The sequence below is a fragment of the Burkholderia sp. Leaf177 genome (genome assembly GCF_001424345.1).
Taxonomy (GTDB): domain Bacteria; phylum Pseudomonadota; class Gammaproteobacteria; order Burkholderiales; family Burkholderiaceae; genus Caballeronia.
Genome location: NZ_LMPF01000001.1, coordinates 33,035 through 56,016 on the forward strand (window position 1 = coordinate 33,035; position 22,982 = coordinate 56,016).

Sequence of the window (22,982 nt, forward strand, 5' to 3'; positions counted from 1 at the left end):
ATCCGCGACAATCCGCGCTTCAACACGCTTTCGACCGAGGTTTTATGGAAGACATCACGCTGAGCCAATGCCTGAGAGGCGCATGGCGCGACGCCGCCCAGTCCATTCGACGCATGCCCACTTTATTCTTGCTGGCGTTCGTCCTGATCCTCGCCACGGGCATCGCCGGATATCAGCAACAGCTTTCGGAGCCGCCATCGGCCAGTCCTTTTTCTTCTATAACCGATGGCAGCGCCACTCACGGCGCCGCACTGGGTCATTCGCTGACATCGCTCGGACTGGCGTTTTTGCAATCGCTCGTGATCGCCGTGCTGGCCGTCCAGGTGATCCGTTTTTCGATGGCGCTCCACGCCGAGCCCGGCGTGGCTGGCTCCAAGGCGCAACCCACACGTTTATGGGATGCAGGTTTTCGCCGCTATTTCGTGCTCTGCATTGCGCTGGTCGCGGCGTATGTCGGCGCGACGATCGTCGTTGTGATCGCGTGGATCCTGATGCGGTTGGCGGGGTTGACGAGCGGGACATCGGCGGCAGGCACCGCGACGCTCGCCGTGCTCGCGCTTTGCGGAATGAGTTACGTATCGGGGCGTCTCGCACTGCTCTTTCCTCACACGGCGGCGGGCGGTCAGCTTGCGTGGCGCGCCGCATGGGAGGATTCGCGCGGGCATTTCTGGGCGATTGCATCGACGGCCGTGGTCGCCATCCTGCCTATCGTGGCGATCGCGACGGTGTTCACCGTGATCACGGACATGCTGGCGACCACCGGTTCCATCGATAGTCTGAGCGTGGGACTGCTGGTCGTGCAAAGCGTCGTCACGCTGCTTTATACGGCGACGACAGCTACGTGTTCGGTATGGCTTTACAGAAAATTCGGGGCAGTTTTGAAAGCGAAGCCTTGAGCTTTAGGCGATAAAAAAACGCGGCCTCTTCGGCCGCGTTCCCTACCGGTTCAGCCTTAAACCGTTTCCTCAGCCGTTTGAGCTTCCTTCGCGGTCTCGCGTGCTTGATCGCGTGCTTCAGCCAGTGCAACCCGGAAATCGGCCAGTTCGGCGATTGTCAGCACCGGGATATTCCGTTCCTTCACAAAAGCATCGATCTGCGCGCCGCGCGCCATCGTTCCGTCCGGGTTCATCAATTCGCACAGCACGCCGGCGGGTTTCAGCCCGGCGAGAATTGCGAGATCGACCGTTCCTTCCGTATGTCCGCGACGCGTCAGCACGCCGCCGGGCTGCGCGCGCAGCGGGAACACATGACCCGGACTGACGATGTCACCCGGCTTCGCACCATCGGCGATAGCCGCGCGAATGGTCGTCAGCCGGTCCACCGCCGATACCCCCGTGGTCACGCCTTCACGCGCTTCTATCGATACCGTGAAAGCCGTGCCGTACTTGCTGCCGTTGTCGGCGACCATGGGCGGGAGGTGAAGCGCGCGAACGGCGTCGTCCGGCAGGCACAGGCACACGATGCCGCTGCATTCGCGGATCATCAGCGCCATGCCTTCGACGCTGAGTTTTTCAGCCGCATAGATCAGATCGGCTTCGTTTTCGCGGTCGTCGTCATCGAGCAGCGCGACGGCGCGGCCTTCACGCAGGGCCTGCAAAGCAGCGGCGATTCGGGGAGGAATCTGGAGGGAGTTTTCGCCTGAACGCAGTTGTTCGAAATCGGCGAATGCGTCGGGAACGGGACGGTTGAGGCTGGAAGCTTCGGACATGAATGAAACGCTCTCGCAAAAGGAATGGGCGAAAAACGTTTCAGGGCATTGCAAACAGACAGAACGGCACACGGATTGACGCGAACGCAAAACGTCGCGATCAACACGCGATACGGACATGACCATCTGCACATCTTCTCTCATCCGGACTATGACCGTCGGCTCTGGCATCGCACCAGATCTGCTGACCCCGTGATTTGATTCGTGAAGATCACGATCAAAACTCACGGGCGCTCGCGGGCTCGCGTCGGTCATGGAAACCCAACGCATACCGCCGGTGGGGAATTACACCCCGCCCTGAAGACGTACTGATTTGTCGCTGAACACTTAAAACCGCGACTAATTTCAGGATACAACAAGCCAGCCAATGTTGCAGCGCCGCTGAGCATCGGCGCGTTGGCTGACGAACCTAACTCGTTTCTTCGACACGGCGCGAATCCGCCGGCACATGCCAGCGCGGCGGCGTTTCCGCGTTCACCGTGACCTGATACGCGCGCGCTTCCGTGCTGCCCGGATTGCGCAGCGCGTGGGGCTGATCGGCGTCGAACACAATGGCGTCGCCGGTGCCGAGCAACTGCGTGCGATCGTGCACGCGCAGTTCGAGTGTGCCGTCGCTGACGACCAGATTGACCGTGGTGCCCGGCGGCCGCGGACTACCCGTTTCCGTATGCAGCGGCGCGATGCGCAACTCATGGAATTCCGCCGATGCAGGCGCGCTCGACGGAAAAAGCGGCCGCGCCGAAAAGCGTCCATTCGATGTCACCAGCCGCGTCGCTTGATCGGCCGCGAGAAATTCGATTCCATTGGTTGCGTGACGTCGCAAAAACGCCGCGACCGACACCTTCAGCGCCCCGGCGATCTTGTGCAGCACCTTGATGGACGGCACGCTGCGCGCCGATTCGATCTGCGCGAGCATGGCCCGGGAAACGCCGGAAGCGCGGGCGAGGGCATCGAGCGAAAGTTGCCGCTCGGCGCGCAAGCGCGCCAGATTCACGCCGACCAGATATTCGAGCGCGTCGTTCGCTTCCGGCGCGCTCGTCTGAGGAATCCGCTCCTCACGGTGAATTTCCGCCGATGCCGCCCGCGATGCGTCTGCGCGTTCGTCTGGCACGCGTGCATCGTACGATTCGCGCACAAGTTCCAGCGATGAATAAGCCGGTGCAACCATGATGAGCCTCCATTCGGACATGCCGCGCAGAATGCCGCGCAGACCGGCGCGGCATCGGTTACGGAAAGACTAGCATCGGCCCAAGTTGCATCAAACGAAGATATCGTCACACCGTTATCAGGCGCGGCAGGATAGTTTTTTACACAGCGGTGCGCGATGAAACCTGCGGCGCGACTTGCGGCGGAGCCGTCTGCGCAAACCATCCGTCGATACGACGTGTCACGTCGTCCAGCGATCCGCGTTCCATGTGCAGGCCGAGTTTCGAGCGACGCCACAGGACATCGTCGGCGCAGGTCGCCCATTCGTTGTCGCGCAAATAGCGCACTTCCGCTTCGTAAAGGCCGGGCGCGACGGCTTCACCCAGATCGGCCAGCGACGCCGCGTTGCCAAGCAGGCGGTCAACGCGCGTACCGTAAGCGCGTGCATATCGATGCGCGAGGTCGGCGGACAGCCAGGGCTTGTTGTGCTTCAGCGTTGCCAGGAATTTGTCGAAGTTTGCATTGGCGATGTCACCACCCGGCAGCGGTGAGCCCGCCGTCCACGTCTTGCTTTTAGCAGAGGACTGGAGAGCGTCGCCGAGTTTATCGACGGCTTCTTCGGCCAGCTTTCGGAAGGTCGTGATCTTCCCGCCGAACACCGATAACAGCGGCGCCTGGTTCGCGGGGGTATCGAGTTCGAGCAGATAGTCGCGCGTGACCGCCGACGCGTTCTCGGCGTTCTCGTCCTCGAGCAAGCCGCGTACGCCCGAGTAACTCCAGCAAACGTCGTCCGGGCCAATGTGTTTCTTGAAATACCGGTTGATCGACTCGCACAGATAAGCGGTCTCTTCCGGACTGATGGTCACCTTCGACGTATCGCCGTGATACTCAAGATCCGTGGTCCCGATCAACGTGTAGTCGTGCTCGTACGGGATCGCGAAGATGATCCGCTTGTCCGGATTCTGGAAGATGTACGCGTGATCGTGCTCGAAGAGCCGCTTCGTGACGATGTGGCTGCCCTTGACGAGCCTTACCGTGTGACGCGTGTGCGTGCCGTTACCAAGTGATCCTTTGAGCAATTCGCTGACCCAGGGACCGGCCGCGTTCGCAATCGAACGCGCCTTTACGTCGAACGTCGCGCCGTGGGTATCGAGGAGCGTCGCGTGCCACAAACCGTCTTTGCGCTCTGCGCTGATGAGCCGCGTGCGCGTCCTGATCACCGCGCCGTGTTCCTGCGCATCGACCGCGTTCAGCACGACCAGCCGTGCGTCGTCCACCCAGCCGTCCGAATAGACAAAACCACGTTTGATCGAATCGATAAGCGGCGCGCCGGCGGGGTGCGTGCGCATATCGATACCCTTCGACCCCGGCAGCAACTTGCGGCGCGCGAGATGATCGTAAAGGAACAGGCCGGCGCGGATCATCCAGGCGGGACGCAGATTCGGCATGTGCGGCATCACGAAACGCAGCGGCCACATGATATGCGGCGCCGCGCGCAGCAGGACTTCGCGCTCCTGCAGCGCCTTGCGCACAAGCGAATATTCGCCGTATTCAAGGTACCGAAGCCCGCCGTGAATGAGCTTGGTGCTCGATGACGACGTATGCGAGGCCAGGTCGTCCTTCTCGCACAACAACACGCTCAAGCCCCGGCCCGAGGCGTCGCGCGCGATGCCTGTGCCATTGACCCCGCCGCCTACGACGAGCACATCGAAAAGATCACCTTGCATCGCTTATTCGCCCCATGGCCGCTAAACCCGCTCCAACAGAACCTAAATGTTCGAATTCGAAATTTAACGAACAAAAACGAAAATGTAAAGTCGGCTGATTGGCTAACGCGCGGTTTTGGCGAAAAACATTGGGTTTGGACGGGATTTAAAGCTTTTTGAACCAATAGGCCGTTTAGCTGAGTGGCGCGAAGGCGTCGGCAGACTGATACTGTGGGCAGTGATTTTGCCGACGAACAAGGAGTGACTACGATGCGAAAGTTGCTGGTGGCGGGCGCGGTAAGCGCGTTGATGTTGGGCGGATGCGTGTCTACACCCGATATGTCGGGCTCCATGGGCGCGCCTTCGCTAAGCGCGTTGCAGTCCATGTGCGGGACGGCCATGGTCGATTACGGCGCGGATGGGCAAAGCGTGTATTCGGCTTTATACGACGCCTATGTGGCACAGAAACGCGGTGGCTTATCGAAGGAGCAGTTTTGCTCGTTCCAGGCGGGTATTGCCGGCCAGCACTCGGCGTTCACGGCGAACCGCACGACCGAAGCGCAAAGCGCATGGGCGACGTTCTTCGCCAATCAGCGGGCACAGGCGCTCAGCTGGCGCGCAGCCGTCGATCCGACGTTGCGCGCAGGCTGATTTGCGGGAAAAGGTGCGTGGAGCGTGATGATGCTTACGAGTACCGCTTCATTGCTTTCATGGTGGAATCGCCCGTGGCCGTGAGGCTCCAGAGCTGGCGTCCCGAAGCGAGATTCTCGAGTTGCACGAGCTGACGCTCTAGGAGGGCGTCGAGTTCGTCGCGAACCATTTCCATCTGGTTGGGCGCGTCTTGTAGCAGGAGCAGCGTGGCAAATTCATGCGGACTGAGCATCGTGTTCTCCATGACGATCGAACGGCACTTTGACCGGTCGGCGACCGGTGCTCGTACTTCGTAACGTTGCGCGAGGCAGGAACTTCGAGCCGGCAGACCTATGGCGAACCGCCGCTTCCGAGTCTCTGGAAGTCGGCGCTGCGTTGCCGGGATTTGATTGTATGCAAGCAGCAGGCGAGTGCCAAACGCTTGCGGAAAATATTGGGTTTGACTTTTGAGAGGCGCGAAAGCGGTTCGGCGCGAGCCGGGAAACGTAGAAATTACCTGAGGTTCGTGTCGCAGCGCACACAGGAATTTGCGTTTCGTTTTAAGAAGCGTTATTCAGCTATGTACACCTGCGTGTTCGCGGCGGTAAGCGTTTCTGCCATCTCGGGGGGCGTGGGGGCATCGGTGAAAAGTGCGTCGATCTGGTTCAGATGACCGAGGCGCACGAGCGCAGGTCGTCCGAATTTCGAATGATCCGCAGCGAGAAAAACGGTGCGCGCGTGGTTGATGATCGCTTCGGCAACGCGGACCTCGCGGGTATCGAAATCGCGCAGCGTACCGTCGGGCTCGATACTCGACGCCCCGATGATCGCGAAGTCGACCTTGAACTGGCGGATGAAATCGATTGCGAGCTCACCCACGATGCCCTTGTCCCAGGGCCGGACAATGCCGCCGGTGATCAGCACCTCGCAATCGGGGTAGCCGCTCATCATGCCGGCCACGTTGAGGTTGTTCGTGATCACGTGCAATCCGCGATGGCGGTTGAGCGCCCGGGCAACTTCTTCGGTCGTGGTGCCCAGGTTGATGAAGAGCGACGCCTGATCGGGAATGTGCGAGGCAACCAATGTGGCGATGCGGCGCTTTTCGTCGTGGAACATGCGCTGGCGCGCTGTGTACGAAACGTTCTCGGAGCTTGTAGGAAGACTCGCGCCGCCGTGATAGCGACGCAGCAGATTCATGTCGGAGAGCCAGTTGACGTCGCGGCGAATGGTCTGCGGCGTGACGTCGAAATGCGCGGCGAGGTCCTCGACGGTCACGAAGCCATCGCGTTGCACCCAGTCGAGCAGCTCTTGCTGTCGTGCGTTCAAGGTGATGCGGGGATCTCGAGTCATGGCGTCTGTGCGTGCGCTTCAATGTCGTGAGGTGGCGGTATTGTAAGGGAAAGGCCGGGCAGACTGGACAACGCGGGCGGCGCAGTCTAGACATCCGTACAACGAAACTCGTGAGGATGGCAAAGTTGATGGCCGGGTGAACGTATCCATACCCTTCCATCGAGCTGATTCGTTTTTACAACCGGCCAGTTCGCTCGTGCGAGGATAACAGCGGCTTTGTACACTGCCGAAATCCGCTTGTAAGCCGGGTCGTGGCGTCAGGCTTGCGCGTGATCAAGCTACGCCCAATCGCTCGGTATGATTTGTGCTGAATTCAGCAGTGTCCGGAACTGACCTATGAGTTGAATGGTCTCTCTTCGTGTCTGCAGCTTCGCTATAACCCGGCTAATATGCAGGCTCTAAGAAGTCTTCAACCACATGAGAACGCCATGACTTGATTGGTCACGGCGTTGCCTGATTTTCGGCCGGTTTGGCTGACGGCGCGTTCAATACTGATTGGGAGCGCGATATTTATGCACACTGATAGTACCCATGTGATGCCTTGGCGGATCGAAGATATCGATCTGTCGCGGATCGATCGTCGCAAGGCGGCGTCCAACGAACATTTGCTTTTGCTGCTGTGCGCGGCCTCGTTCATTGAAAGCGGCACCGATCTCTACACGAGCAACCTGAGCACCTATTTCAACGACGACCCCGAAGTCTCCTCCTGGCTCAACACCGAGTGGGAACCGGAGGAAATGCAGCACGGGCGCGCGTTGAAGACTTACATCAATCACGTGTGGCCAGAGTTCGATTGGGATACGGCCTTCAAGAACTTCTTTGCCGAATACTCGCTGACCTGTTCGGTCGAGGACTTCGAGAAAACGCGAGCCCTAGAAATGGTCGCGCGTTGCGTGGTCGAGACCGGCACGGCAACCTTGTATCGCGCCATCAACGAATGCTCGGACGAGCCGGTGCTGAAGCAACTCACCGACAACATCCGCACCGACGAAGTCCGCCATTACAAGCACTTCTTCCGCTTCTTCAAGAAGTACAACAAGATTGAAGGAAACGGCCGGTTTGCCGTTCTCGGCGCTCTGCTGCGGCGCGTGATGGAGATCAAGAACGAGGATTCCGAGATCGCGCTGCGCCACGTTTTCGCCATCCGTTATCCGGATCGCGCGAACGATACAGCGCACAACCGCGAACTGGCGGCGCGTGTGAATGCACTGGTTCGCCGCAATTTATCGGCGGATATGTGCGTCAAGATGTTGCTCAAGCCGCTCGATTTGCCGGTGCGGATTCAGCCGAGCGTTCACTATCCGATCGCCAAGATTACACAGCACGTTTTCTTCCGCTGAAGTCGCTGAAACTTACGGCGGCGCGACCAGCATGACGCTTTGATCGATGGCCCGCTTTCGCGGGCCATCGTGCGTTCGAGGAGTTTGATATGAGTGATTCATCGGCATCGGGTCCGCGCAACATCGAACACGGCACGTTCGACGAATGGCCGTCGTCGTTGCGTACGCTTTTCGATGGCACGTCGATCGAAACGAAGACGGGATTCACGGCATCACTGCTTGCCGCCGATGAAGGCCGCATCCGGACGTCGTTGCTGAGCGTCGGCGAGTTGTTCGCGCCCGACCCGGGCAGCGTGTGTTTCTCGCTGTGGCCGCAGGCGAGGGCGGCGCGGGTAATATCGAAGACGGGTTTGGCCACGCTGACTTTCGTATTCGATGAAGCGTTTTTCCAGGTGCAACTCCAGGCCAAGGTCGTGCCGCTGACGGACTTGCCGGTGACGTGTTTTATCGCGACGATCGAAAGCGGCGAGTGGCAAAAAGTTGCTTATGCGCGGCTCGTGCACGGAATTGGATTTGCTTTTGCCGCGCGACAGGAGAACGCCGTGCTTGAACGATGGCTTCATCAAGTAGAAGGACTGAAGCGGGCCGCGAGCGCTGCCGCCTGAAACGAAAACAGCGGAGCCAAATGACTCCGCTGTCTGAAACCTCACAACAACTCAATCAACGTCCGCGTTGTCCAGTGCGCGGCGTATCACGCCGGCCTGCGCCGCCGCCTTCAGTACGCGGCTTCCCGCCGAGCAATGCTCCAGCCGGTCGAGCGCCTTCTGGCTTGCGCGGAGCGCCGCCATTGCCGCCGGTCTTGGCTGCAACCGGCTTCGGCGCACGTGAACCGTTCCCACCACCGCCGTTACCATTTCCAGCGCCATGCGCGGGCTTGGCTGGCCCACGGCCACCACCATTCGCCTGCTTCGGCGCGCCCTGACGCGGCGACCCTTGACGCGCACCGCCGCCGCCCTGGCTGCGTCGGAGGATCGGTTCCGGTTTCTGCGTCGGATCGGGCTCGAATCCCGCGATCACTTCCTGCGGAATCGGGCGCTTGATCAGCCGTTCGATGTCCTTGAGCAACTGATGTTCATCGACGCAAACCAGCGATACCGCTTCGCCCGTGGCTCCAGCGCGCCCGGTACGGCCAATGCGGTGAACATAGTCCTCCGGCACGTTGGGCAAATCGAAATTGACCACGTGCGGCAACTGGTCGATATCGATACCGCGCGCCGCAATATCCGTTGCCACGAGCACTTGCAGCGTGTTGTCCTTGAATTCGGCCAACGCACGTGTCCGCGCCGACTGGCTCTTGTTGCCATGAATGGCGAGCGCGCTGATGCCGTCCTTCGTCAACTGCTCGGCCAACCGGTTCGCGCCATGTTTCGTACGCGAGAAGACCAGCACCTGGAACCAGTTGTTCTGCCGGATCAGATGCGTAAGCAACTCGCGCTTTTTATCGCGATCGACCGGGTGGATCTTTTGCGCGATCGCTTCGACCGTTGAATTGCGGCGCGCCACTTCGATCAGCGCGGGTTTATCGAGCAGGCTGTCGGCAAGCGTCTTGATTTCGTCGGAGAACGTCGCCGAGAACAGCAGGTTCTGACGCTTCGGCGGCAATTTGGCGAGCACGCGCTTGATGTCGTGAATGAAACCCATGTCGAGCATGCGGTCGGCTTCATCAAGCACGAGAATCTCGAGTTTCGACAAATCGATCGTCTTCTGCTGCATGTGATCGAGCAGCCGTCCTGGCGTTGCCACGACAATATCTACGCCGCGCCGCAACGCATCGATTTGCGGATTGATGCCGACGCCGCCGAACATCACCGTCGATTTCAGCTTTAGGTACTTGCCGTACGTACGCACGCTTTCTTCGACTTGCGCGGCGAGTTCGCGCGTGGGCGTCAGGATCAGCGCGCGAACCGGGCGCCGCGCACCGGCCGCAGGCGCTGCGGCTTCGGACAAACGCTGCAGGATAGGCAACGTGAAACCAGCCGTCTTGCCTGTGCCGGTTTGCGCGCCTGCGAGCAGATCGCCGCCGTTCAGCACGGCGGGAATCGCCTGCGACTGGATGGGCGTAGGAGTGGTGTAACCCTGTTCGATAACAGCGCGAAGCAAGGGTTCGGACAAGCCGAGGGAATCAAAAGACATAAGTGTTCACAGATTCTGTATGCCGATCGACGTTGTCGCAGAGCCTTGAGTCAAGGTGCGCGCGTACGACGATCGAGGAAATCGGGCGGCATGACGATCGGGGCGCTTGCTGAATTAAAGCAATAACGCCGAGAAAGTTGCCGCGAAGATCAACGCGCTATCAAGACACGCTGACTGGCTTTAAGTTGCATTTGAAGCGCACGCGCTTCAAAACATCAGGCATTGAGTGCCGATCAAAGCAGGCTCACGCAACATAGCGCGCAATGCTGACGAATTGACACAAGCTGCCGCCCAACACGAACAGGTGCCAGATGCCATGGCCGTGCCGGATGCGCTCGTCGTTGATGAAAAAGTAAATGCCGGCGCTGTAGATCAAGCCGCCTGCCAGCAGCCACGCCGTGCCGGCGGGCGGTAATGCTGTAACGAGAGGACGGATGGCTACGAGCGCGAGCCAGCCCATCATCACGTAAATCACCATCGATACACTGCGGGTTCGGCGCCCGAGCGTCAGTTCCTGAATGATGCCAAGAGCAGCGAGCCCCCAGCTTACCCCGAATAACGACCAGCCCCACGGACCGCGCAACGTGACGAGCGTGAACGGCGTATAGCTTCCGGCGATCAGCAAGTAGATGGCCGAATGGTCGCATTTCTGCAAAACAGCTTTGAGCCGCGGGCTTCGGACCCAGTGATAGAGCGTCGAGATTGCATACAGGGCGAGCAACATTGCGCCATATACGGCAAAGCTCACGATCTTGTACGGATCGCGTTCCAGCGATGCCATGGTCACGAGCGTTGCAAGACCCGCCACGGACAGTACGGTGCCGACAAGATGGGTAACGCTGTTGAACCGCTCACCAACGTGCATCGAAGAACATCCTCACTGCCTGCGCTGCCTTGTATCGCCTTACTGCGTGCAACGCCTTGCTCACCCGCTACGAAGAATCCGTGAATCACACGCATTTTACCGCGAGACGGGCCGCTCATTTTTTCAGATCCCGAGTCGCTTGATTACGCACAAAAGCCAAACTCAAAAAGAAGAAGGGCGCCGCCCCGACTGCGAGGCCTGCGCCCTTCACTGCATTTTACGCTACTACGTGGACCGTTTCTTTCGATCAGTCCAGCGGCGCCGAACGCAGGTTACTCACTTGTTGCGGCGACACCGGCGTACCGTGATTGCCCCACGACATACGAATGTACGTCACAACCGCAGCCACTTCCGTATCCGACAAGGCTTGCGCAAACGGCGGCATGCCATACGGATGCGGATTGCCATCCGTGCTCGGCGGATAACCACCGTTGAGCGTCATGCGGATCGGGTTGACGGCCGATTGCATCTGGATGGACTGGTTGTTGGCGAGCGGCGGGTAAGCCGGCGGCTTGCCGAGACCGTTCTCCGCGTGGCACTTCGCGCAGTTTTCCGTATAGATCTTTTTGCCCTGGACTAGCAACTCGCCACCGAATTTCTCCGATGTCTCGAACTGCATGGTTTCCGGCGCTTCCTTCTTTTGCGGAATCGACTTAAGGTACGTGGTCATTGCACTGATGTCGGCGTCCGTCATGTATTGCAGGCTGTTGTGAACCACTTCGGCCATTGGGCCAAATACGGCGCCACGCTGCGATACACCCGTCTTAAGCAAGTCGTTGATGTCCTTCGCGTCCCAGTCGCCAAGACCTGCTTCCTTGTTCGACGTCAACGACGGCGCGTACCAGTTCTGCAGCGGAATCAGGCCGCCGCCGAAGGCTGCGGAGCTGACCGGGCCGCCGAGCGGGTTGATCGATGTATGGCACATGCTGCAATGGCCAAGACCTTCGATCAGGTAAGCACCACGGTTCCATTCCACCGACTTCGTGGGATCCGGCTTGAACTCGCCTTCGCGGAAGAACAGCACGCGCCAGCCAATCAGCATGTTGCGCTGGTTGAACGGGAAGCGCAGTTCGTGCGGACGGCTGGGTTCGTTCACCGGCGGAACCGAGCGCATGTACGCGAACATGGCGTCCGAATCGGCGCGCGTCACCTTGGTATAAGCCGTAAACGGCATGGCCGGATAAAGCAGGCTGCCGTCTTTCGAGCGGCCGTTATGGATTGACCGGTAGAAATCGTCCGATGTCCATTTGCCAATGCCGTATTGATCGTCCGGCGTGATGTTCGGTGTATACATGGTGCCGAACGGCGTCAGCATGGGCAGGCCGCCCGCGAACGTCTTGCCGCCACGAACCGTGTGGCAGGCAATACAGTCGCCGGCGCGCGCCAGATATTCGCCGCGCTTGATCAACTCGGTCTGGTCGGCGGGCACCGCAGCGACCGCGCCGCCCGAATGGAATGCGTCGCCACCCGACCAGAGGGCGGCAGCGGCTGCGGCGGCCGTAAGGACAACAACCGCCGAAAGTGCGAACAGGGACTTGCGTTTCATATTCTTATCGCTCCTCGCGCCTTATTGCGGTTCGCTGCCGCAAACGAGCGGCATCTTGCGTGAGCCAGCGGGCGCGGGTACCGGATTAGCCGGTGCGGTTTGCGTGGAAAGCCAGGCGGCGACAGCGGTTACGTCGTCATCGGTCAGGCGGGATGCAATCTGTTGCATGCAATCAGGCGCTTTCGCGTGACGCGAGCCCGCACGCCAGGCGCCGAGCTGCGCGCTGATGTAGTCCGAATGCAATCCCACGAGACCCGGAATGGCAGGTTCCATACCGGTGAGCGTCGCGCCGTGGCAGGCCGCGCAAGCCGGAATGTTCCGGCTCGGGTCGCCATTCAGCACGATCTGCTGGCCCTTCGTTACAGTCGATGCTGACACCGTCGGCTTGGCCGGCTGCGGATACGGCGGACGCTGTTGCGAGAAATACGTGGCGATCTGGTGAAGGTAGTCGTCGGAGAGATACGTGACGAGGTAATTCATTGGCGGATACTTCCGGCGGCCTTCACGGAAGTTCTGCAACTGGTTATAGAGATAGTCGGCCGGTTTGCCGGCAAGACGTGGGAAATAATCGTTGTCCGTGCCTTCGCCATGAACGCCGTGGCATGCCGTGCAACCCTGCACGCGTGCTGCCATGGTGTCCGGCGCGACAGGCTGGGCGGCTTGAGCTTCGGCGGCGCGAGCCGTGACGCTTGCAGTGCCGAATGCGGCGCCTACGAGCACCAGCGCCATTAGCGGGGCGAGCAACGGACGAAAGATGCGTCTTGAAGACACGCGACACTCCATGAATTTCGAGGACCTGCCGAGCTTCGTTCGGCCCGGTGCGAATATGTGGTGAACCATTGCCACATTGGCTCTGCGAGCCTCTGATGCGACGCGGCATTCTATCATCGTTGCCTGATGATGACTATTTGTGCCTTGGCCTGTTCCGTCTGGCTTTCAACCTCTACGCGACAATATGCCGCGCGACTGATCGACAGGGGTTTTTGAAACTCTTTAACCATTGGCGGAGCGTTGCGTTCGACAAACCATCGACTCGGATTTAACCGTTTCTTGCAATTTGCCGCGCCCGTCCTGCTCGTGCATTCCACGTGCCCGTTCCAGTAGACTCGCGTTCCTGATGCTCATTCCATCGCCATTCACCAATACTTTATGTATCCCTTGCTTGCTTTCAGCATGACGCAAATTTCGCAGGTGCGTACGTGAACGGCGATCCACTTTGGCTCGCTCAGGTCGTGATTGCAGCGATCGCCGATATCGCTTTCGCCTGCACGCTCGGTGCGGGAATGCTGAGCGTGTGGTTATCGAAGGAAAACGCGGTTGAGGCCAAATCGCCTGCGCACGCCGGCTGGCAAAAGGCGCGGCGCTTGAGTATCGGCGGCGCGGTCACGCTGGCGATTGCGGATCTCGTGCTCGTCTGGTTGCAAGCCGCTTCGATGAGCGGCGCGCTTTTGTTCGAGGCGTTTTCATCGGTGATGGCCGTGGTGACGGGAACGCACGCGGGCATTGGCTGGGCGATTGCATTTGGCGGCAGCGTGCTGCTCTTGATCGCGATGTTGTCGGCGAACGCGAAGGGCGCGCCGCGGCTCGGCTTGTTTGCGATGGGCGCGATCGTGGCTGCGGCGGGCAAGGCATCGATTGGCCATGCAGCCGATGCCGGCGCGTTTTCGCTGGCCGAAGGTGTGCAGACCGTGCATTTGCTGGCGACCGCGTTGTGGGGCGGCGTGGTGTTCGCCGGGGCGTGGCGCGTGTTGTCGGCGTTGGGGACATCGCTTGCACGGGCGTTCTTGATTCGTGTCGCCGGGAAGATATCGACCCTGTCCGTGATCGCTGTATCGCTCGTGGTAGCGACCGGGATTTACAATGCGTGGCGCGGCCTGGGTGGATCGGCGGAAGCGTTGCAAGCAAGCGCGTGGGGTCAGGCGCTGGTCGTGAAAGCCGTGCTGGTCGCAACCGCGTTGCTGCTCGGCGCGATGAACCGATGGTCCGTATTGCCGCGATTGCAGCGCACGGCATCGACAGTCGATGCACGCACGTTCACCGGTGTAATGCGTGTGGAAGCGGTGTTGATCGTGGCGGTGTTTGTCGCGGCCGCCGTGCTGTCGCACAGCGTGCCGGGGTTTGCATCGGCGGGATAAAGCGTTGGCGGGCGATTATTCGTAGCCGAGTTTATGACTCACGATAGGCGCACAGAACAGCGCCAGCGCGCAGCCAATCGCCTTGCCCTGCAGTTCGATGAAAGCCTTGTGCGACATCGGCGATGAGAACAGGACATCGGCGAATTGCGGCAGGCAAAACAGCACCGCGGCGCCAATGAAGCACTTCGTGACGACCGTCAAACGCCAGTTGTGCTGCGCGCCCATCGCGGCGCAGATCACGCGAAGCACGCCGAACAGCACGAGCGCGCCAACGGCCATTTGCGTGCGGATGTATTCATCTGGAAGTGTGTACATGCTGGACTCTTTCGCTTTATCGTCGCGCTCTTCCCGGGCGCATGGGTCGGAACATCAGTACACGAGATAATGCAAGACGCGGGCCAGGCTTCGGTTATGCAACAAAGCCTTGCCGTGAAAGGGTTTTTCGGACATTCCGATCGCCCTTTTTAAACGACGTAACGCGCTGAAAGAGCATGGCTCAACAGCGCGTTACGTAACAACTCCATAGCAACATCAAGACGATCAGCTGTCTCGATAAACCGTATTCTACGATGCCTAAGGCAACCGTATCGTACGGTGCGCCGCAATTCTCAGATCACCATTCTGCAACGCTGCCATCGGCGTGACGCCACACCGGATTGCGCCAGCGGTGTCCGACCTTCGCCATCTCGCGCACCTTCTCCTCGTTCACCTCGATACCCAAGCCCGGCCCTTGCGGAATCATCACCATGCCGTCTTCGTATTTGAAGACTTCGGGATTCTTGATGTAGTCGAGCAGGTCGTTGCCCTTGTTGTAGTGGATCCCGAGACTTTGCTCCTGGATGAACGCGTTGTAGCTGACGGCATCGATTTGCAGGCAAGTTGCAAGCGCAATCGGACCGAGCGGGCAATGCAGGGCGAGGGCGACGTCGTAGGCTTCGGCCATCGATGCAATCTTGCGGCATTCCGTGATCCCGCCCGCGTGCGATGCGTCCGGCTGGATGATGTCCACGTAACCGCCGGCCAGGATGTGCTTGAAATCCCAGCGCGAATACAGGCGCTCGCCGAGTGCGATCGGCGTGCTCGTCTGATTCACGATATCTCGCAACGCTTCGACGTTCTCCGACAACACCGGCTCTTCGATAAACAGCAGCTTGAACGGATCCAGTTCCTTCGCGAGGACCTTCGCCATCGGCTTGTGCACGCGGCCGTGGAAGTCCACGCCGATGCCAATATTCGGTCCCACCGCTTCACGCACGGCCGCGACGTTGTTGATGACGGCTTGAACTTTGTCGAAGGTATCGATGATCTGAAGTTCTTCCGAACCGTTCATCTTCACTGCCTTGAAACCGCGCTCCACGACCGCGCGCGCGTTGTTCGCGACATCGCTCGGACGATCGCCGCCAATCCACGAATACACCTTGATACGGTCGCGCACCTGGCCGCCGAGCAGCGCGTGAATGGGCACGCCATGATGCTTGCCCTTGATGTCCCACAGCGCCTGATCAACGCCCGCGATCGCGCTCATGCCAATCGGGCCGCCGCGATAAAACCCCGCGCGATACATCACCTGCCAGTGATCCTCGATCAACAGCGGGTCCTTGCCGATCAGGTAATCCGAGAGTTCATCGACCGCTGCCGCGACCGTATGCGCGCGGCCTTCGACCACCGGTTCGCCCCAGCCGACGATGCCTTCGTCCGTCGTGATCTTCAGAAAACACCAGCGCGGCGGAACGATAAAAGTTTCGAGTTTCGTGATTTTCATGCTGGCGTCTCCTGGTTTTTTCGATGAGTTAAGAACAAGGGTTTCAATGCTATCAAATTTTGCTTCCTTGTGTATATTAATAGTACTATTGACCGGAAAGCCTTGATGGGAAAGGCGCTGCTCGCAAACCCGTATAATCGCGTCATTTTTTTCAAAGGGGAAAGTCATCCAGCACGATCTGCACGGACGCGTCGCGTACGACCTCGGTACCGAAATCCTGCGCGGCGATTTCGCGCCCGCGACCACCTTGCCGCGCGAAGCCGAGCTCATGGAGCGCTTTGGCGTCAGCCGGACCGTGTTGCGCGAGGCGTTGCGGACGCTGACATCGAAGGGATTGCTCGAATCGCGGCCCAAGATCGGCACGCGCGTGCGGCCGCGAGACGCGTGGAATCTGCTCGATGCCGACGTGCTCGAGTGGTACTCGCGCGTTGCCAAGCCGATGCAGTTCGCGCTCAAGCTGCAGGAAATGCGCGAGATGATCGAGCCTTATGCGGCGGCTTTGGCCGCTGCGAATCATGACGAACATGCGTTGGCACATTTAGCCGAAGCACATCAGGCAATGCTCGATGCACGCAACGTCGATGAATGGGTGCGCGCCGATCTGCGCTTTCATTTGAGCGTGCTGAACGCGTGCAGCAACGAACTGCTCGTGCCGTTGGGAACGCTGATCGAGCGCACGCTCGAAGCGCAATTGCAGTTGAACGCGCGGCGCGCGGACGTTTTCAATGCATCGATGGCCGAACACACGGCCGTTTTCGATGCCATCGCCACGAGGAATTCAGCCGCCGCGCGTGACGCAATGGCCGGTTTGCTCGGCGTGACGCGGGCGCGGATCGAAGGTTGACAAGCGCGTGCTAACGCTTCTGTAAGCCCGGCGATAGTTTCCATTTCGCGATAAAGTTGCGGGTCCGGGCGCGGTTTTGTTGATATCAGTCAAAGAGTAACTATCCAGAACGTGCGCTCTGCACTCATCGCGAGGAGCACGATCTTGCCGCACGTTCCGATCTCCCTTGTGTCGTCCTGGGGCGCGTGGGCTGTGTTCGTCAGCGTGCTCGCCACGCAGCTCGGCGTGCCTATTCCGGCCGCGCCCATGCTCGTCCTCGCCGGCACGTTGGTCGCGGCCGGGCTGGCTTCGTTCTGGCACATGTTGGCTGCCGCGGTGATCGCGGTCGTTATCGCCGACTCTCTCTGGTTCGCTGCCGGACGGCTGTATGGCCGACGGTTTCTGAACTCGCTCGTGCGCTTCTCCCTTTCCCTCGATACCACCTTGCGTACCGCCCGCCGTTGGTTCGAGCGCTTCGGCGTGCCTTTGCTTGCGTTGTCCAAATTCGTGCCGGGGCTTGGACTGGTTTCATCGCCGTTGCTTGGAACCACGCAGATCGATGTGCGCGTGTTCGTGTTCTGGGATTTGGTGGGCGCGAGTCTTTGGGCATCGGCATGGATGCTGGGCGGCGCGATCCTGCAGGCTGAGGTCGCACGGTTGCTCGTGTTCGTGCGCACGTATGGGCTGACCGCGCTCGACGTGCTCGGCATGGCCGCGGGCGCGTTCCTGGTGTATCGGTGGATACGCCGTTTGCAATTTCGCCGATGGCTCGCGAAGTATCGGATATCGCCCGAACAACTCGATGAAATGATGCGCTCCGACGCGCCGCCCGTTATTTTCGATGCCCGGCCTGAAGAGATTCGGCGCAAGGAGGCGCACAGGATCAAGGGTGCGTTGCCGCTGGATCTGGAGGCGTCCGGGAAAATCGATGAGATGTTTCGCGAGCGCGAGGTGGTTGTTTATTGCGTGTGTCCGAACGAGGCAACGGCTAAGCAGATCGTGCGGCAGTTGAAGGCCAAGGGATTTACGAATGTGCGGCCGCTGAAGGGCGGGCTCGATGCTTGGGAAAAGAAGGGGTTTCCGGTGGAGGCGATTCCTTCGAGCGGTGGCCGTGCTGCTGATCTTGAGGATGCTGCGTTCGACGATCACCACGCTATGGACGATATGGTCACCGTTCGGGCTACCGCGCCGGAGTGAAATTTGGGTCGTCCGTTAATTTGATAATTGGAGTTGCATCGGATGACGCTGTTGGATGGGGTGGATCCCTCGCAACTTTTTGGCTTGCCCATGCCCGATGTGGCCACGCTCGATCACGGCGTGCAAGTGCCTTTTGTACAGACCGGGCATGAGCATCTGGAGGTAATGCTGTTTATTCACGGTTCGCTTTGCGACTTTCGATACTGGAAGCCGCAGTTGGGGCCGCTTGGGAAGCGGTATCGATGTGTCGCGCCGAGTCTCTCGCATTATTGGCCATCGGGGAGGGCGGGAGCGCTTGGCGTGGCGGGGGATTTACGGCCGTTTAGCTGGGACGCGCATGTGGATGAGATGGGGCAATTCATCGAGCGGCTTGGGGTGGGCGCGGTGAATGTAGTTGGGCATTCGAGAGGCGGATGTGTGGCGTTTCATCTTGCTGGCCGATATCCGGAGTTGGTGAAGTCGCTGGTGCTGGCTGATCCGGGTGGGGCGGTGGCTCGGGCTGGTTCTGACTCCATGTCGCGGACGGTGCTGCCTGCGCCGGTGAATGCGCTGAGGGCGAAGGCGGCGGAGTTGATTGCTGCGGGTGAGGTCGATGCGGGCTTGGAGCTGTTTGTGGATTCGGTGAGTCGGCCCGGGTTCTGGGCGCGGAGTCCGAAAGAGTTTCGGGCCATGGCGATGGATAACGCCGATACGCTCGCGCTGCAGTTTCGCGATCCGTTGCCGGCGTACGATGCGAGCGCGGCGGCAAGGGTGCGACGCCTTACGCTGCTTATCGAAGGAGAGAAGAGCCCGAAGATGTTTCGGGATGCGGTGGGGGCGTTGGAAGGGTGGATCGATGGGGCGCGGAGGGTGACGATTGAAGGGGCGTCGCATGGGATGAACGTGACGCATGCGGGGGTGTTTAATCGGATGCTAGGCGAGGCGATTGCGCCGCTATGGGAGCCTCGCTAGAACAGCAAAAAGCCGCCACTTCTTTCGAAGCAGCGGCTTTCTTTACAACTTGGTGGCGAATCAGGGATTCGAACCCCGGACCTGCGGATTATGATTCCGTCGCTCTAACCGGCTGAGCTAATTCGCCAAGAGATCGAGATTATGAAGAGGGTTGCAAAACCTGTCAACCCCTTCCAAGCCGATTCTTATCGACAATCCAGGCGATCACGGCCGATCAATCCGAGTCATAAACCGCCGTCCCACGGGTCTCCTTCACGAACAGCATGCCGATCACGAACGCGGCCACCGCGATCACAATCGGATACCACAACCCCGAGAAAATATTCCCCTTCGCCGCCACGATAGCGAACGCCGTAGCCGGCAAAAACCCGCCGAACCAGCCATTCCCAATGTGATACGGCAGCGACATCGACGTGTACCGAATCCGCGCCGGGAACATCTCGACGAGCATCGCGGCAATCGGGCCATAAACCATCGTCACGTAGATCATCATGATGGTCAGGATCACGATAGCCATCGGCCAGTTGATCAGCGCCGGATCAGCCTTCGCCGGATAACCCGCCGACTTCAGCGTGCCCGCCAGCGTCTTGTCGAACGTGGCGCCCTGGGCTTTTGCATCGGCGGCCTTGCCGTCATACGTATTCACTACCGTCTCGCCCACCTTGATCTGCGCGACCGTTCCGGCCGGCGCGGCCACGTTTTCGTAGTTCAAACCGGCCTTCGACAACGCGCTCTTGGCAATATCGCAGGAGCTCGTGAACTTCGATGTACCCACCGGGTTGAACTGGAACGAGCACTCGTCGGGATTGGCAATGACGGTGATCGGCGACTTCATGGTCGCGGCTTCGAGCGTCGGGTTCGTGTAGTGAGCCAGCGCGTGGAAGAGCGGGAAGTACGTCAGCGCGGCGATCAGGCAGCCGGCCATGATGATCGGCTTGCGGCCAATCTTGTCGGACAGCGACCCGAAGAACAGGAAGAACGGCGTGCCGATCAACAACGCTACCGCGACCATGATATTGGCGCTGGTGCCATCGACCTTGAGCGTCTGCGTCAGGAAAAACAGCGTGTAAAACTGGCCCGTGTACCAGACCACGGCTTGTCCCATCGTCAGGCCGAAGAGCGCGAGCAATACGATCTTCAGGTTTTTCCATTGACCAAACGCTTCGGTCAGCGGTGCCTTCGACGTTTTGCCTTCCGCCTTGATACGCTCGAAAACCGGCGATTCATGCAGCTTCAAGCGGATCCAGACGGATACGGCGAGCAGCAGGATCGAGACAAGGAATGGAATGCGCCATGCCCACGCGCCGAATTTTTCATCGCCCACCGCGGTGCGCACAACGAGGATCACGATCAGCGAGATGAATAGGCCGAGCGTGGCTGTCGTCTGGATCCACGCCGTCCATGCGCCGCGTTTGTTCGAGGGCGCATGTTCCGCGACGTAGGTCGCCGCGCCGCCGTATTCGCCGCCGAGCGCCAGGCCTTGCAGCAGCCGCATCGCGATAAACAGCACGGGCGCCGCTATCCCTATGGATGCGTATCCGGGCAGCAAGCCGACCACGAACGTCGACAAACCCATGATCACGATGGTCACGAGGAACGTGTATTTGCGGCCGACCATATCGCCGAGACGCCCGAACACGATCGCGCCGAACGGACGCACGGCAAAACCCGCCGCGAAGCCGAGCAAGGTGAAGATGAAAGCGGCCGTCGGGTTGACGCCGGAGAAGAAGGTCTTGCTGATATAGATGGCGAGCGAGCCCGCCAGGTAGAAGTCATACCACTCGAACACCGTGCCCAGCGATGACGCGAAAATCACGCGCCGTTCTTCGCTGGTCATCGGCGCGTGGGAAATGCGCCCCTCGATCGTCGCCATGAATCGTCTCCAGATCTTGATCTTTGAATGTGGCCCCGCGGATGGCGGCACCGTGCACCGATTATTGGAGCGAAAACTTACGGCGTTCTGACTTGATTACGGTGTGTGGTTTTTTGTGTTCCTGTGGACGTACGACTCTAACGTCGCCCAATCAACGGTCTACTTTCAACTAGTCACGTCTAAAATTGAGGAAGCCGATAAATCCGCATGGTTATCCAAAGCAATTTCTCAGGGTTTGTCCCGGGCAGGATAAACCCGCTGTAACCCAACTCTGACAAGCGTTCCCGCCTGGCGGGGCGCTTCTCCGTACAGGTGATCTTCAATGTCGAGCGTGCCGCGATGCATGGTCACGATCTCGCGCACGATGGCCAATCCCAATCCGCTGCCTTCTCCTTCGCGTCCCAGGATCCGATAAAACCGCTCGATCACTCGCGTTCTCTCCGCTGCCGGGATGCCCAATCCCGTATCCTCTACTTCGAGGAAAACGCGGCGCGTGTCCGAATCCTCAGTGCGCACGCGGACCGTTATGCGGCCGCCTGGCGGGGTATAACGGATGGCGTTATCGATAAGATTCGACAGCATCTCGCGCAGCATCACCACGTTGCCCTCGACTTCGACCGGATGCGGCGGCTCTTCATATCCGATATCCATGCGCTTCGCCAACGCCGCCTGCACCCAGTCGCGCACGGCGAGTCGCGCGAGATCGGTGAGTTCGACGCGCGAGAAAATCTGGCCGGTCATCCGGTTTTCGGCGCGCGCCAAAGCGAGCAGTTGCGTGACGAGTCGCGCCGCGTGTTCGGAACTCGTCGCGATCTGTTCGAGCGAGCGCTGCACCTCGGCGGGCACGTCCTGCCGCAGCGCCAGTTCGGCTTGCGTGCGCAAACCCGCGAGCGGCGTTTTCATCTGATGCGCGGCGTCGGCTATGAAGCGTTTTTGCAGCTCCATGTTCTGCTCGAGCCGGTTCAACAAATCATTAAACGATGCCACAAGCGGCGCGATTTCCGGCGGCGCGCGACTGGCTTCGAGCGGCGAAAGATCGTCCGGCCGACGCGCGCGGATATTCGATTGCAGCGCGTGCAGCGGCGCAAGCCCGCGCGAAAGCCCGAACCACACCAGCACGATCGCCAGCGGCAAAATTACGAATTGCGGCAGGATCACGCCCTTGATGATGTCGTTGGCCAACTGGCTGCGTTTATCGAGCGTTTCGGCCACCTGGACGAGCACCGGTTGCGGCAATGAAGGTAATTCGACCGTCGTATAGGCGACGCGGATGTCGTTACCGCGCAGTACGTCGTCACGGAATTCCACGATGCCTGGTTGCGGGCGGTCATCGTCATGGGGAAGGGGCATGTCCGCGTCACCGCCCACCAGTTCGCCTCGCGTGCCAAGTATCTGGAAGAAGACGCTATCGACGTTATCCGCTCTCAGAAAGTCGCGCGTGGCGTTCGGCAAACGCAATTCGGCTACGCCATTGACGGGCTGGATTTGCCGGGCGAGCACGTAGGCGTCGGTTTCGAGCGCGCGGTCGAACGGCCCGTTGGCAATCGACTTCGCGACCAAGTACGTCACGGCGATGCTCATCGGCCAAAGCAAAAGCAACGGCGCAAGCATCCAGTCGAGAATCTCGCCGAACAGCGAACGTGGCGCCGGTTCGCCGTCGGGTTCGAGCTCATCCGGCGGCGCGAACGGGTTGGCGTAACGCGCGTCACGAGACACGTCGGGGTCTGCGATGGGTGCATCGAGCAGATCTGGCGACGGGTGCGGCGACTCGCGCAACGCCTGGGCGGCACGCTTGGATGTAGCGGGCGAGCCCATAG

The 22,982-nt window shown here is 60.0% G+C and carries 21 protein-coding genes, 1 tRNA gene and 1 riboswitch; of the genes, 8 read left to right on the plus strand and 14 right to left on the minus strand.

Features of this window, described 5'->3' with window-relative positions:
• Positions 1-44 precede the first annotated feature (44 nt).
• On the plus strand, positions 45-896 hold the full coding sequence (locus tag ASG35_RS00155; protein WP_056351389.1) for a hypothetical protein: 852 nt from the start codon (positions 45-47) through the stop codon (positions 894-896).
• 56 nt (positions 897-952) lie between these two features.
• On the opposite strand, the gene ribB is transcribed toward ASG35_RS00155, so the two are convergent.
• The 3 genes from ribB to glpD all read right to left on the minus strand — a co-directional run bounded on the left by ribB (position 953) and on the right by glpD (position 4,581).
• Positions 953-1,708: a 3,4-dihydroxy-2-butanone-4-phosphate synthase gene (gene ribB, locus ASG35_RS00160; RefSeq protein ID WP_056351392.1), complete on the minus strand. Its 756-nt coding sequence runs from the start codon at positions 1,706-1,708 to the stop codon at positions 953-955.
• A 128-nt stretch (positions 1,709-1,836) separates the two neighbouring features.
• A riboswitch (FMN riboswitch) is annotated at positions 1,837-2,017 on the minus strand.
• Positions 2,018-2,117: 100 nt separating this feature from the next.
• The gene (locus ASG35_RS00165) at positions 2,118-2,876 is read right to left on the minus strand and encodes a helix-turn-helix domain-containing protein (RefSeq protein WP_082508202.1); all 759 of its coding nucleotides are present in this window, start codon (positions 2,874-2,876) and stop codon (positions 2,118-2,120) included.
• Positions 2,877-3,015: 139 nt separating this feature from the next.
• Positions 3,016-4,581 (minus strand): glycerol-3-phosphate dehydrogenase, encoded by a 1,566-nt coding sequence (glpD, locus tag ASG35_RS00170; protein WP_056351395.1) that lies wholly within the window; start codon positions 4,579-4,581, stop codon positions 3,016-3,018.
• A 249-nt stretch (positions 4,582-4,830) separates the two neighbouring features.
• Here glpD and ASG35_RS00175 point away from each other — a divergent pair, with 249 nt between their 5' ends.
• On the plus strand, positions 4,831-5,211 hold the full coding sequence (locus ASG35_RS00175; RefSeq protein WP_056351399.1) for a hypothetical protein: 381 nt from the start codon (positions 4,831-4,833) through the stop codon (positions 5,209-5,211).
• Positions 5,212-5,245: 34 nt separating this feature from the next.
• On the opposite strand, the gene ASG35_RS00180 is transcribed toward ASG35_RS00175, so the two are convergent.
• Both ASG35_RS00180 and ASG35_RS00185 read right to left on the minus strand, forming a co-directional pair.
• Complete coding sequence (locus ASG35_RS00180; RefSeq protein ID WP_056352785.1) at positions 5,246-5,443, minus strand: hypothetical protein; 198 nt, start codon at positions 5,441-5,443, stop codon at positions 5,246-5,248.
• A gap of 317 nt (positions 5,444-5,760) precedes the next feature.
• Positions 5,761-6,540, minus strand: a complete 780-nt coding sequence (locus ASG35_RS00185) for a DeoR/GlpR family DNA-binding transcription regulator (RefSeq protein WP_056351402.1) — start codon at positions 6,538-6,540, stop codon at positions 5,761-5,763.
• Between the two features lie 512 nt (positions 6,541-7,052).
• On the opposite strand from ASG35_RS00185, the gene ASG35_RS00190 reads away from it, so the two are divergent.
• Both ASG35_RS00190 and ASG35_RS00195 read left to right on the plus strand, forming a co-directional pair.
• Positions 7,053-7,880, plus strand: coding sequence for a ferritin-like domain-containing protein (locus ASG35_RS00190; protein WP_056352787.1), 828 nt, complete (start codon positions 7,053-7,055; stop codon positions 7,878-7,880).
• A gap of 89 nt (positions 7,881-7,969) precedes the next feature.
• A complete protein-coding gene (locus ASG35_RS00195; protein WP_056351404.1) occupies positions 7,970-8,485 on the plus strand; it encodes a hypothetical protein in 516 nt (171 codons plus the stop codon).
• A 55-nt stretch (positions 8,486-8,540) separates the two neighbouring features.
• Here ASG35_RS00195 and ASG35_RS00200 read toward each other — a convergent pair whose 3' ends face one another.
• The 4 genes from ASG35_RS00200 to ASG35_RS00215 form a co-directional block, all read right to left on the minus strand.
• Positions 8,541-10,013, minus strand: a complete 1,473-nt coding sequence (locus tag ASG35_RS00200) for a DEAD/DEAH box helicase (RefSeq protein ID WP_056351407.1) — start codon at positions 10,011-10,013, stop codon at positions 8,541-8,543.
• A 244-nt stretch (positions 10,014-10,257) separates the two neighbouring features.
• The gene (trhA, locus tag ASG35_RS00205; RefSeq protein WP_056351410.1) at positions 10,258-10,878 is read right to left on the minus strand and encodes a PAQR family membrane homeostasis protein TrhA; all 621 of its coding nucleotides are present in this window, start codon (positions 10,876-10,878) and stop codon (positions 10,258-10,260) included.
• A 247-nt stretch (positions 10,879-11,125) separates the two neighbouring features.
• The gene (locus ASG35_RS00210; RefSeq protein ID WP_056351413.1) at positions 11,126-12,424 is read right to left on the minus strand and encodes a c-type cytochrome; all 1,299 of its coding nucleotides are present in this window, start codon (positions 12,422-12,424) and stop codon (positions 11,126-11,128) included.
• Positions 12,425-12,445: 21 nt separating this feature from the next.
• A complete protein-coding gene (locus tag ASG35_RS00215) occupies positions 12,446-13,207 on the minus strand; it encodes a c-type cytochrome (RefSeq protein WP_056351415.1) in 762 nt (253 codons plus the stop codon).
• 416 nt (positions 13,208-13,623) lie between these two features.
• Between ASG35_RS00215 and ASG35_RS00220 the strand changes: the two genes are divergently transcribed.
• Positions 13,624-14,559 carry a CopD family protein gene (locus ASG35_RS00220; RefSeq protein WP_056351417.1) on the plus strand — a complete coding sequence of 312 codons (936 nt, stop codon included), beginning with the start codon at positions 13,624-13,626 and terminating at the stop codon, positions 14,557-14,559.
• Positions 14,560-14,574: 15 nt separating this feature from the next.
• Here ASG35_RS00220 and ASG35_RS00225 read toward each other — a convergent pair whose 3' ends face one another.
• Entirely contained in the window at positions 14,575-14,874 is a 300-nt protein-coding gene (locus ASG35_RS00225) for a hypothetical protein (protein WP_056351419.1), read from the minus strand.
• Between the two features lie 298 nt (positions 14,875-15,172).
• Positions 15,173-16,321, minus strand: coding sequence for a galactonate dehydratase (gene dgoD / locus ASG35_RS00230; RefSeq protein WP_056351421.1), 1,149 nt, complete (start codon positions 16,319-16,321; stop codon positions 15,173-15,175).
• A gap of 136 nt (positions 16,322-16,457) precedes the next feature.
• Here dgoD and ASG35_RS00235 point away from each other — a divergent pair, with 136 nt between their 5' ends.
• From ASG35_RS00235 to ASG35_RS00245, 3 genes are all read left to right on the plus strand, one after another.
• A complete protein-coding gene (locus ASG35_RS00235) occupies positions 16,458-17,165 on the plus strand; it encodes a FadR/GntR family transcriptional regulator (protein WP_056351425.1) in 708 nt (235 codons plus the stop codon).
• Between the two features lie 144 nt (positions 17,166-17,309).
• Positions 17,310-18,341, plus strand: coding sequence for a DedA family protein/thiosulfate sulfurtransferase GlpE (locus ASG35_RS00240; protein ID WP_056351429.1), 1,032 nt, complete (start codon positions 17,310-17,312; stop codon positions 18,339-18,341).
• 42 nt (positions 18,342-18,383) lie between these two features.
• Entirely contained in the window at positions 18,384-19,292 is a 909-nt protein-coding gene (locus ASG35_RS00245) for an alpha/beta fold hydrolase (protein ID WP_056351432.1), read from the plus strand.
• Between the two features lie 50 nt (positions 19,293-19,342).
• Here the strand turns inward: ASG35_RS00245 and ASG35_RS00250 are convergent.
• From ASG35_RS00250 to ASG35_RS00260, 3 genes are all read right to left on the minus strand, one after another.
• Positions 19,343-19,419, minus strand: a tRNA-Met gene (locus ASG35_RS00250).
• 87 nt (positions 19,420-19,506) lie between these two features.
• The gene (locus tag ASG35_RS00255) at positions 19,507-21,165 is read right to left on the minus strand and encodes an MFS transporter (RefSeq protein WP_056351434.1); all 1,659 of its coding nucleotides are present in this window, start codon (positions 21,163-21,165) and stop codon (positions 19,507-19,509) included.
• A gap of 228 nt (positions 21,166-21,393) precedes the next feature.
• Positions 21,394-22,980 (minus strand): sensor histidine kinase N-terminal domain-containing protein, encoded by a 1,587-nt coding sequence (locus ASG35_RS00260; protein ID WP_082508167.1) that lies wholly within the window; start codon positions 22,978-22,980, stop codon positions 21,394-21,396.
• Positions 22,981-22,982 lie beyond the last annotated feature (2 nt).